The sequence below is a fragment of the Salinisphaera sp. Q1T1-3 genome (assembly GCF_003602005.1).
GTDB lineage: Bacteria > Pseudomonadota > Gammaproteobacteria > Nevskiales > Salinisphaeraceae > Salinisphaera.
This window is the reverse complement of sequence record NZ_QZWD01000002.1, coordinates 320,300-332,388: the sequence shown is the minus strand read 5'-3', so window position 1 is coordinate 332,388 and position 12,089 is coordinate 320,300. Positions and strand designations below refer to the sequence as shown.

Sequence of the window (12,089 nt, the reverse complement as noted above, 5' to 3'; positions counted from 1 at the left end):
CGGCCCCGGTCGAGCGCGAGTCGGTAGCCACCGGCCGCGGATTGCCTCGGTGACGGCGTATCGATACACCGCCACCGAGACGTCGGCCCGACTACACCGGGCCGAATCGGCGATGACGGTATCAGCCGCCGATCGCCTGCTTCGCGGCAGCCAGCGCCGGCCCGCTGCCGTCGGCCGTGGTCACGCCGTCCAGCCAGTGGCCGACCGTGTCCCAGTGGTTCTTGATCCAGGTTGTCGCCACGGTATCTGCCGACTGTTTCTTGTAGCCGTAGGCATAGATCCACTGGCTCTGGATCTTCGACGGCACGACCATCTGCTTGAGAAAGCGCGTCGCATTCGGGTTGGCCTTGGCATAGGCCGGGTTGATCGCGGTCCAGACCGACGAGCCGCCGCCCCAGATCTGTTTCGGATCCTCGAGATATTTCAGATCGTAGCGGATATTCATCCAGTGCGGTTTCCAGCCGAGAAAGACGATCCACTGCTTCTTGTCGATCGCCCGACCGGCTTCAGCGAGCATGGCCGCGGTACTGGAGGCCCGCAGACGCCAGTCACTGAGACCATAGGTGTTGGCGTCGATCGCTTTCTGGACGATTTCGTTGCCGTCGTTACCCGCTTCAATACCGTAGATGCGGTGATCGAACTTGTCTGCATGCGCCTGCAGATCCGCGATGCTGTGCACGCCGGCATTCCAGACATAGGCCGGCACGACGAGATCGTACCGGGCGTCCGGGACGTTCTTGACCAGCAGGTCGATCCTGCCCGATTGCACCAGCGGCTCGACGGTGGATTTCTGGGTTGGCATCCAGATGCCCAGATCGGCATCGATATTACCGCGCGCCACGCCCTGCAGGGCGATCGTCCAGCTCGCATTCATCAGGTTCGTGTCGTAGCCGATGGCCTCGAGAATCGTCTGGGCGACCGTGGTCTTGACCGTCACGCCGGGCCACGGCGCCGATGCAAATTTCACACGCTGACTGGCATCCGCCGCCATGGCCGAGGCGCTGGCGCTCACCAGCACGGCCGTCGCCACGAGCGACAGCAGATAATGCTTGATCACACGAATCATGTTCCCCCTTCTCCCGTTTGAAGACGGCCCGGTATTCGGGCCGGACCGACCTATCATAGCGTGCCCGATCGGCCGCCCCGGTGGGCAGCCCCACGCCACGACACCGGGCCCGGCCAAACGCTGCCCCGAAAGATTGGCCCTGCGGCGTCGTCAGCGGCGATCGTGGCACGACAAGCTGGCGCGATAAGCTATCACGACAGTCCCGGGGCTGAACGCCTAGCCGATCTGCAACGAGGCCTGCGGATACCGAATGGCCGGCGAGCTTTCCCGAGCCATGAAATAACCCAGCGATAACGGCCCGACCCGCCCCACGATCATGGTGACGATGATCAGCAGCCGGCCGGGTGTGGACAGGTCCCCGGTCAGTCCACGGGACAGCCCCACGGTGCCGAGCGCAGAGACCGTCTCGAACAGGATGTCCTCGAGACTGGCACCCGGCTCGGTGATACTGAGTCCGAGCACGACGATGAAAACCATCGACCCCGTCGCCAGGGCGACCGCAATGGCCTTGTTGACGGTGGCCACGCTCATGCGCCGATGCATGACGGCCGGCTCGTCGCGTTGCTGCAGGAACGCCCGCGCGGCCAGGATCAGAACGACGAAGGTGGTGATCTTGATGCCGCTGGCCGTTGAACTGGGCCCGGCCCCGATGAACATCAACGCCATCGTGATCAACGTCGAGGGCTGTGTCATCGCCGACGTGTCGATGGTATTGAAGCCTGCGGTGCGCGGCGTGACCGCCTGGAACCAACCGGCCAGCAGTCGCTCGCCCGTGCTCTGCAGACCGCCGAGCGTACCGGGGTTATGCCATTCGAGCGCGGTGATCGCAGCAAAGGCGATGAGGTTGAGAAACAGCGTGGTCAGCAGAATCAGCCGCGTCTGGAGCGTGAACTGCGAAAAACGACGCGTGCGACGCAGATCGCCCAGCACGGCGAACCCGATCCCACCGATGATGAACAGTGCCGAGATGGTGAGATTGACCAGCGGGCTGCCGACATCGTCCATCAGGCTGTTGCTGTGCGTGGAGAATCCGGCATTGTTGAACGCCGAAATCGTGTGAAACACGCTCTCCCAGAGCCCGGTACGCCAGCCGTGCTCGGGAATCCAGTGCAGGCCAAGCAACACGGTGCCGATCGACTCGGCGATCAGCGCATACGTGACCACGGTGCCGACCAGCCCGCGAATCGCGTTCAGCGACGGCTGATTGAGCGATTCCCGCACGACGCTGTTGTGTGTCATCGGCAGGCGCCCGCCGAGCATCATCACGGTCAGGGCCGCGAACGTCATGAAACCGAGGCCGCCGATCTGGATCCAGGTAGCCACGACGGCCTGGCCGAACAACGTCAGATCACTGCCGGTATCGACGACGGCCAGGCCGGTGACGGTGACGGCCGACGTCGACGTGAACAGCGCATCGAGCCAGCTGATCGGGCCGGTGGTCGCGATCGGCAGCTTGAGCAGTAGTGTCCCGGCCAGGCTGAACAGGATGAAGCCGAGCAACAGGATTTCGGGCGGCTGCAACCGAAAGACGATACCGCGATGGGTGCGCTTGAACGGACGGCGCCAGGAGCGCTTTCCGGCATCGCCGGCCGCCTGTCGACGACGCTCGATCATTTACCGGACCGGCGGCTGCCGAAACGGCTCAATGCATCCAGATGACCGATGAGAATGACGTGATCGCCAGCGGCCATACGGGTATCGCCGTCGGGGTGATAATCGAGCTTCTCGCCCCGCTTGATCGCCACCAGACGCGCTGACTCGTCATCATCGAGCCGGATGGTGCCGTCGGACTCGCCGTTCCGGTCCAGCAGAGCATCGGTGATCTCGATTTCAACGACATACTGCCCGTCGCCCAGCGGAATCATGTCGACGACATTGCGATAGTTCAGGCTCTGGGCCACGTGCATACCGTGATCCCGCTCCGGATAGATGATCCGATCGACGGCCAGCCGTTCCAGCAGCTTGTAGTGGTTGTCCGACAGGGCCCGCACCCAGAGCTCGCGAACGTCCAGATCGCGCAGGTGCATCGCGCAGAGCACGCTGGCCTCGATCGTATCGAGATCCACCAGCACCGCATCGAAGCGGCTCAGATCCAGTTCGGCCAGGGCTCGCTCGTCGCGCGGATCGGCGATCACGGTATCGGTCAATCGATTGGCCACCGCGTTGACGCGGGTCTCATCGCTGTCGATGCCCATGACCTGATTCTTCTGCTGGAGAAGATCCAGCGCCACAGTCTTGCCGAAGTAATCAAGACCGATCACGGCGAATTGACGACTCATTCAAATCCTCGATCTTGCGACATGTGCGTGCCAGTCGCTTGCACGGACCCAGCCGCAGAGTGTGCCCAAAGCGCGATCGGCTTTGAACCGGCTTCGCCCGGGACAACGCCCTGACGTACCCCGCGGATGCCCCGCGCGAGGTGTACCCGGCCCGATCGTGGGCCCCATCCGCGGCACCGGCGAACCGATCGCGACCGGCCCGACCCGCACCCGACACGCCCAATTCGTGCGCGCGACTGTCAAGACGGACAGGTTCGCTATATGCTTTGACACATACCGACGTTTTCCTTTCCCGACGCACACTTGTGCGTATTCCCCGGCTTTGATCATGACCTGTTGCAACGCCCGCCTTCGCCCGGCTCTGAGCGAACCCCTGTTCTGTTTCTTTGTTGCCGCGCTACCGTGCGCGGCCCATGGCGCGATCCCGGCGCGCCAGAGCGACAACGCGCCGGTCGCGGCCGCAGCACCGGCCGCGCCGGCGACAACGACGCTGTCCGACGTCACGGTCTCGGCCGATGACCAGGCCGAAACCGAGGCAACCAATCGGCGAGTCGCCCTGGGGCCGCTCGGCCAGCAACGCGTGCTGGATACCCCGTTCACGGTCCACAGGGTTGCGCATGCCGTCGTGGATGACCAACAGACGCGCGACGTGGCCGATGCCCTGTCGTTCCTGCCCAGCGTACAGGCTGGCAGCGTCCGCCCGCAGAGCCGCGGCATGCAGGGTTCCGTGGCCCAGAACAGCCGTCTGGACGGCTTGAATATCGTCTCCACGACCAACTATCCCGCGCAGCAGTTCGCCGGTATCCAGGTCCTGGAAGGACTGGCCGGCGCGCTTTACGGCCCCGCGAGCCCGGCCGGCACGTTCAATTACCTGAGCAAACGGCCGACCGACCAGCCCATGACCCGTGTCACGATCGGCTATCGCAGCGGACCGGCGTTTCGCGAAGCATTGGATACCAGCGGCGCGGCCGATGACGACGGACGCATCCGATATCGCCTGAACATACTCAACGAGAACGGCTCGTTGCCGAGCGCCGGGCCCACGAGTCTCAAGCGTCGTCTGATCAGTCTGGCTACCGACTTTCACCTGGGCAGCGCCACGACATTCGAGACGACGCTCTCGCACTACCATTACGAGGCCCAGGGTAGCGCAGGACGTTTCGCAGTCGCCCAGGGCGTGGATTTCCCCTCGGCAGTCGATCCGGCAAGGCGTGATTACGGGGCAGGCTATGCCGGTCATACCGACGATACCGAGACCGCCGAATTCCGTCTCAAGCACGCGTTTTCCGACGACTGGCATCTCGATGTCGGTTTCCTGCGCCAGATCGCCGATCGTCGCTCAACCGCGTTCACGCACACGATCACCGACACCGCCGGCGACTATACATCCACGATCTCGACAGGCCACGCCAGCCGTTTCCGTATCGAGAGCTATCTGGTCCATCTCAACGGCGTGGTGCACACCGCCGATATCGTCCATCATCTGACGCTCGGCGCCAGCGGATTCACTCTCAACAACTTCAATCCGCGCGATGGCGGGGTCCGGACCGTCAACAGTGCCCGGATTTCCAGCCCGTCAGCGCCGGACCAGCCTCCGGCCTACCCGATTTTCACCGATCGCTATCATGTCGCCGAATCCCGCGAGGACTCGATCATCGCCGGTGACCGGATGGATCTGACATCGCACTGGCATGTGCAACTGGTGGCCAGCGAGAGCGCGTTGAAGTCGCGCAACTACGACCGGGCCGAGCAGCTGACCGGCCAGGCGCATCAGGACGGCCTGTCCACGGCCGAAAGCCTGCGTTACACACCGACCGCGCACAGCGCCCTTTACGTCACCCATGCAGACTCCCTGCAACAGGGGGATACCGCTCCCGCGGGCGCACGCAACGCGGGTCGCGTGCTGCCACCGGCGCGCAGCCGCGAATGGGAGATCGGCGCCAAGGCGGCCTGGAGCGGCGTCAATTACACCCTGGATGCCTATCAGATCCGGCGCCCGTACGCGCTCTACGAAGACCGGTCGTACCGACAGGACGGCAAACAACGCAATCGCGGTATCGACTTCTTTGCCGACGGCGCGCTGACCTCGCGACTGCACGTGCTGGGCGGCCTGAGTTTTCTCGATGCCCGCCTGACCGAGGCTGGCGACCCGGCCGCGATCAACGAACAGATCGTCGGCCTGCCGAAGCTGACGGCAACCGTGCTGTTGCGTTACGACGTGCCGCACGTGCCGGGCCTGGAAATCAGCGCGCATCCGCGGTATTTCACACGTCGTCATACCACGAACGACGGCAGCGACTCGTTGCCGGGTCGTGGCCGGCTCGATCTGGGCGCCCGCTACGACACCCGTATCGCCCGCCACGATGCCACCCTGCGCCTCAACGTGGACAACGTCACCGACGCGCATTACTGGACCACCATCCGTCCGGGCGGCCTGAATGGCTATACCGGTAACGGCTCGGCGAGTGCCGCGCTGGCCGCACCCCGTACCGTAGCGTTATCGATGACGCTCAAGCTTTAGGAACCTCTGATCTATTCATCCACGGTCGCGTTTGAGTCCCAAAAGGCCACGATACAAGGCGCATGGCGCCGCGTCATAGCCACTCTATGATCCAGCCATGCAACGCCGTAGCGCGGCCTTTTGGGCCAAACCGCTTGGCGGCCGGGCTTTTGCGCGCGCCTGAGCGGCGTTGCCGCTCGCTCATTTGCATTCAGCAAACGGCGCTCGCGGCGTCTTGTCAGACGCGCGCAAAAGACACCGGCGCGACCGTGGATGAATAGATCAGAGGTTCCTTTAGTGACACAGGCCGGCAGGCGCCTCTTTCACGTCATCCGGCGCTCGGGCAGTCTGACGTCATGAACGATGCCGATGTCTTGCGTGAACAACTGATCGTGCGTCTCGACGAGATCGAGACCGAAGCCCGTGATTATCTTCAGGACAGCGACGATGCCGCCGGTGCGGTGGAGCTGGACCAGACACGCCAGGGCCGCCTGTCACGCATGGACGCGATGCAGGCTCAGGCGATGAGCCAGGCAGCCCGCAACCGGGCACGGCAGACGCTTCAGCGCGTGGCCGCGGCGCGCAAGCGACTCGACAGCCCGGACTACGGCTCTTGTCTTGATTGCGAGGAGCCGATCGCCGCGGCCCGGCTCCTGTACGATCCGACCACGCTGCGTTGTCTGGATTGCGCATCGGCACGCGAATAGCCGCGCGTCTCGACGTTGTGAATCCGCGGGCGTGATGGCCGCCGGCATCGTCCGATCAAGCCCGGCCGACTGCCCCCCATCGTCTGCGGCGCGAACAGGCCATCGACGCGTAGCGCGCATCCCGTATCTGCCCGCGCTTCAGACGCGTCGTCGCCGGCATCGACCTGTCTGTGACATGGGCGCTCGGCCGAGGGGCGTTCCCGGCCCGATACCGCAACCGCGCCAGACCCCATCGGCGGTCGGCTCTGCCGACTTGGCCGACTTGGCGGACCGTTCAGAAAACTGCATTGCGCATGCACATAAAAACCCATCGGTGCCTCTTTTTCAATAAAGCGCGATTAACGGCACGATCAGTGCTTGTCCAATGACCTGCCTGATAGCTGTCAGCATGCGATTTGCACGTATCGATACAGCAGTTTCCGATCCGCTTGCCTGATCGGTCGGATTGTTGGATTGTTGCATGACAAGAGCACTCGAACGGGGACTGGGATGGAACAACTGGCGCGTAGACTCGGGCTGCGGACCGATCCGACGATCTTTTTCATTTCCGCGGCAATCATGGTGGTGTTTCTCATCGCCCTGTTGATCGCGCCCGGGCCGATCGGCGATGCCTTCGGCGCGGGGCGGACCTGGATCGTGACCAATCTGGGCTGGTTCTTCATCCTCGGCGTGACGAGCTGGGTCGCCTTTCTCTTGTGGGTCGCCCTCAGCCGTTTCGGTTCGATCCGACTCGGCGGCAATGACGCGAAACCGGATTTCGGCAACATTTCCTGGTTCACGATGCTCTTTGCCGGCGGCATCGGGACCGTGCTGATGTTCTGGGGTGTCGCCGAACCGATCTCCCATTTCGCGGAACCGCCACGGCCGGACGTCGAGCCCTTCTCGGTCGCGGCTGCCGACGATGCGATGGGATTCGCCATCTATCATCTGGGTCTGCACACCTGGGCGATCTTCACCCTGCCCGGTCTGGCGTTTGCCTATTTCATCTATCGCTATAACCTGCCGATGCGTTTCAGCTCGGTCTTCTACTCGCTCATCGGCGATCGCATCTACGGGCCCGTCGGCAAGGCCCTGGATATCTTCGCCATCCTCGGCACCCTGTTCGGCGTGGCGGTCTCGATCGGCCTCGGCACACAGCAGATCAACGCCGGGCTGACGGAGTTGATGGGCGTACCCAACGATGTGACCACCAAGGTCATCATCATCGCGGTACTGACGAGCGTCGCGGTCGGCTCCATCGTCGCCGGGCTGGATTCCGGCGTGAAGCTGCTGTCCAACATCAATATCGGCATGGCGGTCGGGCTGATGTTCTTCGTGTTGTTCACGGGCGCGACCGTCTTCCTCTTGCGCGCGATCGTGGAGACCTTCGGCATCTACATCACCAACCTGCTGCCAATGGCGTTCTGGAACGACACACTGGCCCAATACACGCATGAAGACGGCGGCTGGGGCTGGCAGGGCAACTGGACGGTCTTCTATTGGGCCTGGACCGTGACCTGGTCGCCGTTCATCGGCATCTTCGTGGCACGTATCTCGCGCGGCCGCACGATTCGCGAGTTCGTACTCGGCGTTCTGTTCGCCCCGTCCATCTTCACGCTCGTCTGGTTCGCGATCTTCGGCTGGTCGGCGATGGAGATCGACGGCATCGGCGACCAGGCGCGCGCCGCGCTCGGGGATCAGGCGGGCTCACTTTCGCAGGCCGTCCAGGACAGTATCCCGCTCGCGATGTTTGCCTTCTTCGATCACTTCCCGTTCTCGACCCTGATTCAGGGACTGGCCGTGGTGATCGTGGCGATCTTCTTCGCCACCTCGTCGGATTCGGCATCCCTGGTGGTGGACATGCTCTGCACCGGATCGGCTGATCCGGGCCCGGTCCATCAGCGCATGTTCTGGGGCATTTCCGAAGGCGTGCTGGCGGCCATGCTCATCGTCCTGGCCGGAGAAGCCGGTCTGACCGCGCTTCAGCAGGTCATCACCGTGGTCGGCCTACCGATGTTCATCCTGGTCTTCGGCATGGTCTTCGCCCTGATGCGTGCGCTATTCCAGGAAAATCTCGAAGACCTGAAGATCGGCAAGCCGCCACAGGCCGAGGACCTCAAGACCTCGGATTGAACCGACGGCATGACGGCTGCTCCGGTGTCCGGGCAGCCGTCATCTTGTCCACGCCCCCTGAGCGCGACCGCGCTCGGCGACGACACGCCGCTCCTGCCGATGCCTGTGGCTGCCCAACGCGAGCCGCACACAGCCTGTATACAGGACAGGCTCGAGACACCACGGCCGAATGAGGGCTTCGTTCGATCAAAGACGACCACCCGGCGCGCCGACTCGGCGACATACCTGGCCATAAGAATATCGTTATCGCACTGATATTGAAGAATAAAGCGCGCGTGTCTCGCCGTTGACGGCGTCCCCATCGGCGGACATCCGCCCGCCATGCCTCCAGCCATATCCCCCGCGCTCCGCCGATTTGCCCGACTCGCCCGAAGCGCAGTACACCCTAAGACTTTCGCCTATACGACAAAAGACGTAACCGAATATAAAAGCAAGTCATTGAATTTATTTCATTATTATCAATTTCGATTTTTTGATTCACAGCACGCGATGACAGACACTCTGTATACAACTTGAATACCGGCCTGCAAGAAGCCGAATCCGGAGGAGAAGTCATGAGTGAACGCAGTTATCCCCGCAATGCGTGGTATGCCGCCGCCTGGAGCCACGAGATCGAACATGAACTGACAGCACGGCGCGTCTGCGATACCGATCTCGTGCTGTATCGCAAGACCGATGGCGACGTGACCGCGTTGGAAGACGCCTGCTGGCATCGACTGCTGCCGCTTTCCATGGGCAAGCTCGACGGGGACCGAGTGATGTGCGGGTACCACGGCCTGAAGTTCGACAGCGACGGCCGCTGTGTCTACATGCCCTCCCAGGAGACAGTGAATCCCTCGGCCTGCGTCCGGCATTTCCCGATCGTCGAACGGCATTCACTGATCTGGGTCTGGACCGGCAATCCAGCCCTCGCCGATCCCGATGCCGTGCCGGATTTCCACTGGAACGACGATCCGGCGCTCGCCGGCCGCGGCGGCACGTTCTACAGCCTGGGCTGCAATTACCGGCTGCTGGTCGATAATCTCATGGATCTGACGCACGAGACCTTCGTGCATGCCGGCAGTATCGGACACGATGCCATCACGCGGACGCCGTTTGCGATCGATCACGACGATCGCTTCGTGACCATGACCCGCTGGATGCTTAACAACGACGCCCCACCGTTCTGGGCCTGGCAGTTGGGCCGCGATGTCCCGGTCGATCGCTGGCACAAGATTCGGTTTGAAGCGCCTTCGACCGTGGTTGGCGATGTAGGCGTGGCCGAAGCGGGCACGGGCGCCGTCGACGGCGATCGTACTCAGGGCGTGACCGGCTATTTCCTGGCCGCCATCACGCCGGAGACGGAAACGACCTGCCACTATTTCTGGAACTTCGTGCGTGACCACCACATCGACGATCCCGAATGGACGGATGCCCTGCACACCGCCCACGTCAACGGGGAATCGGGCGTCTACGAGCAGGATGTCGAAGTGCTCGAGGCGCAGCAGGCGGCGATCGATCGGCACAGCCGCATGCCCTTCTATCATCTGAACATCGATGCCGGCGCGCTGTGGGCCCGCCGCCTGATCGAGCAGCGCCTGGCCGCGGAGCCGGATGCACCGATCCGGCGCGTCGCCGCCGCCGGCTGAGCGCGGCCGGTCATGCAACAGAGCACCAAGGCATTGCTGCGTCTGCGCGAGATGATTCTCAGCGGCGAGCTGGGCATCGACGAGCGCCTGTCCGAGCCGCGACTGGTCGAGCGTATCGCGGTCTCGCGAACGCCCATTCGCGTGGCACTGGTCCGGCTGGAACACGAAGGGTTGCTCGAGGCGTTACCGTCCGGGGGCTACAAGATCCGGATGTTCGACAAACAGGATATCTTCGATGCGATCGAGCTTCGCGGCACTCTGGAAGGCCTCGTCGCCAGGCGCGCTGCGGAGAATCGGCCGACGCGGGCCGCCCTGGCCGATCTGGCCCGACCGCTCGCCACACTGGACCGCATCCTGGCACGCGAGAGGCTCAGCGAGGACGATTTCTCGCACTACATGAGCGCCAACGCCACCTTTCACGACGCCCTGCTCGCCCTGGCGGCCAGCCCGGTGCTGCAGGAATCGCTCACGCGCAGCACCGCCATGCCCTTCGCCTCGCCGAGCGCATTCGTGATGGCACAGGCGGGCCTGCCCGAATCACGACAGATTCTGAACATCGCCCAGTACCAGCACCACCGTCTTTTCGAGGCCATCGAGGCCGGCGAATCCAGCCGGGCCGAGGATCTGGCCCGCGAACACGCACGCCTGGCCAAGCGCAACCTCGAAGTCGTGCTCGAACACGAGTCGGCCGCATCGCAACTGCCGGGCCTACAGCTGATCAAGGGCGCGACGGCCGGCTGATGCCGACTGTCGAAGGAGAAACAACCCCATGACCTCTCATTTCAACGACGCCCGGATCGCGAAGACACACGACGTTGCCCGCGGCATCCGACTCTTCGACATCGCCCCCGCCGACGGCGTCCGAGCGCACGCGCCCGGCAGCCATATCGATGTCGAAGTCATGGTGGACGGGCGCCCGCAGCATCGGTCGTTCTCACTTGTCGGCGATGCCGCGGAAAGCGGCGTCTATCGCGTCGCGGTAAAGGACCGGCCCGGCGGACACGGCGGATCCCGTTATCTGTGGTCCCTGGCCGCCGACGACCGGCTACGTGTTTCTGATCCCAAGGATCGGTTCTCGTTGTCCTATCGTGCCCCCGAAGTGGCCATGGTGGCCGGCGGCATCGGCATCACCCCGCTGTACGGCATGGTCATGGCGCTGGCCCGCGCCGGGCAGCGTGTCCACCTGTTCTATACCGCCCGTACGCGCGATGAAATGGCGTTCGTCGACGATCTGTCGGCCGCGCTCGGCGATCGACTCCATCTGATCGCCACCAGCGCGGGCCAGCGTCTGGCCCCGGCCGCCGTCATCGACACGCTCGACCCCGAGGCCGAACTCTATATCTGCGGCCCCCAGTCGCTTCGCGAAGCGTTTCTGACCCACTGGCTCGGCGCCAATCGGCCGGTCGAGCGGTTCCGGTTCGAGACTTTTGCCAGCAGCGGCCGCTTGCCCGCCACCGCATTCGATGTTCGGGTGGCTAACCGCGATCTCGATTTCACCGTGGGCCGCGACGAGTCACTGCTCGAGGCCCTGCGCTCACACGGTGTCCACGACGTGCTGTACGACTGTGAACACGGCGAATGCGGGCTGTGCACGATCGATGTGGTCGAGCACAGCGGCGAGCTCGACCATCGCGACGTCTTCTATAGCCCACGCCAACAAGCCGCCGGCAACCGGATATGTGCCTGTGTCTCCCGTGTGCACGAGGGTCATCTGGTCATCGATACGTCCCGTCATGCCGTAGACACCGGCCATGCCGACTGACCGGCAGGCGTGTCCAATCGAGTTGCCCGGCCGCG

At 63.6% G+C, this 12,089-nt stretch carries 10 protein-coding genes; 6 read left to right on the top strand and 4 right to left on the bottom strand.

Going from position 1 to position 12,089, the window contains the following annotated elements:
• Nucleotides 1-121: 121 nt before the first annotated feature.
• From D3260_RS03605 to D3260_RS03595, 3 genes are all read right to left on the bottom strand, one after another.
• Nucleotides 122-1,066, bottom strand: coding sequence for an ABC transporter substrate-binding protein (locus tag D3260_RS03605; protein ID WP_158583380.1), 945 nt, complete (start codon nucleotides 1,064-1,066; stop codon nucleotides 122-124).
• Between the two features lie 216 nt (nucleotides 1,067-1,282).
• Complete coding sequence (locus D3260_RS03600) at nucleotides 1,283-2,680, bottom strand: TrkH family potassium uptake protein (protein WP_120097186.1); 1,398 nt, start codon at nucleotides 2,678-2,680, stop codon at nucleotides 1,283-1,285.
• Nucleotides 2,677-3,345, bottom strand: a complete 669-nt coding sequence (locus tag D3260_RS03595) for a TrkA family potassium uptake protein (RefSeq protein WP_120097185.1) — start codon at nucleotides 3,343-3,345, stop codon at nucleotides 2,677-2,679. The genes D3260_RS03600 and D3260_RS03595 overlap by 4 nt, the downstream gene beginning before the upstream one ends.
• 328 nt (nucleotides 3,346-3,673) lie before the next feature.
• Here D3260_RS03595 and D3260_RS03590 point away from each other — a divergent pair, with 328 nt between their 5' ends.
• Complete coding sequence (locus D3260_RS03590) at nucleotides 3,674-5,866, top strand: TonB-dependent siderophore receptor (RefSeq protein WP_120097184.1); 2,193 nt, start codon at nucleotides 3,674-3,676, stop codon at nucleotides 5,864-5,866.
• Nucleotides 5,867-6,201: 335 nt separating this feature from the next.
• Entirely contained in the window at nucleotides 6,202-6,552 is a 351-nt protein-coding gene (locus D3260_RS03585) for a TraR/DksA C4-type zinc finger protein (RefSeq protein WP_120097183.1), read from the top strand.
• A gap of 324 nt (nucleotides 6,553-6,876) precedes the next feature.
• Here the strand turns inward: D3260_RS03585 and D3260_RS17420 are convergent, their stop codons facing one another.
• Nucleotides 6,877-7,014: a hypothetical protein gene (locus D3260_RS17420; protein WP_158583379.1), complete on the bottom strand. Its 138-nt coding sequence runs from the start codon at nucleotides 7,012-7,014 to the stop codon at nucleotides 6,877-6,879.
• Between the two features lie 27 nt (nucleotides 7,015-7,041).
• On the opposite strand from D3260_RS17420, the gene D3260_RS03580 reads away from it, so the two are divergent.
• From D3260_RS03580 to D3260_RS03565, 4 genes are all read left to right on the top strand, one after another.
• Nucleotides 7,042-8,664: a BCCT family transporter gene (locus D3260_RS03580; RefSeq protein WP_120097182.1), complete on the top strand. Its 1,623-nt coding sequence runs from the start codon at nucleotides 7,042-7,044 to the stop codon at nucleotides 8,662-8,664.
• Between the two features lie 554 nt (nucleotides 8,665-9,218).
• Nucleotides 9,219-10,292 (top strand): aromatic ring-hydroxylating dioxygenase subunit alpha, encoded by a 1,074-nt coding sequence (locus D3260_RS03575; protein ID WP_120097250.1) that lies wholly within the window; start codon nucleotides 9,219-9,221, stop codon nucleotides 10,290-10,292.
• Between the two features lie 12 nt (nucleotides 10,293-10,304).
• On the top strand, nucleotides 10,305-11,033 hold the full coding sequence (locus D3260_RS03570; protein ID WP_120097181.1) for a GntR family transcriptional regulator: 729 nt from the start codon (nucleotides 10,305-10,307) through the stop codon (nucleotides 11,031-11,033).
• A gap of 28 nt (nucleotides 11,034-11,061) precedes the next feature.
• Nucleotides 11,062-12,054, top strand: a complete 993-nt coding sequence (locus D3260_RS03565) for a PDR/VanB family oxidoreductase (protein WP_120097180.1) — start codon at nucleotides 11,062-11,064, stop codon at nucleotides 12,052-12,054.
• Nucleotides 12,055-12,089 lie beyond the last annotated feature (35 nt).

Coding starts and splice junctions, on each gene's coding strand:
- D3260_RS03565 (WP_120097180.1), top strand. CDS start 11,062: ATGACCTCTCATTTCAACGACGCCCGGATCGCGAAGACACACGACGTT.
- D3260_RS03580 (WP_120097182.1), top strand. CDS start 7,042: ATGGAACAACTGGCGCGTAGACTCGGGCTGCGGACCGATCCGACGATC.
- D3260_RS03585 (WP_120097183.1), top strand. CDS start 6,202: ATGAACGATGCCGATGTCTTGCGTGAACAACTGATCGTGCGTCTCGAC.
- D3260_RS17420 (WP_158583379.1), bottom strand. CDS start 7,014: ATGCAACAATCCAACAATCCGACCGATCAGGCAAGCGGATCGGAAACT.
- D3260_RS03575 (WP_120097250.1), top strand. CDS start 9,219: ATGAGTGAACGCAGTTATCCCCGCAATGCGTGGTATGCCGCCGCCTGG.
- D3260_RS03595 (WP_120097185.1), bottom strand. CDS start 3,345: ATGAGTCGTCAATTCGCCGTGATCGGTCTTGATTACTTCGGCAAGACT.
- D3260_RS03600 (WP_120097186.1), bottom strand. CDS start 2,680: ATGATCGAGCGTCGTCGACAGGCGGCCGGCGATGCCGGAAAGCGCTCC.
- D3260_RS03605 (WP_158583380.1), bottom strand. CDS start 1,066: ATGATTCGTGTGATCAAGCATTATCTGCTGTCGCTCGTGGCGACGGCC.
- D3260_RS03570 (WP_120097181.1), top strand. CDS start 10,305: ATGCAACAGAGCACCAAGGCATTGCTGCGTCTGCGCGAGATGATTCTC.
- D3260_RS03590 (WP_120097184.1), top strand. CDS start 3,674: ATGACCTGTTGCAACGCCCGCCTTCGCCCGGCTCTGAGCGAACCCCTG.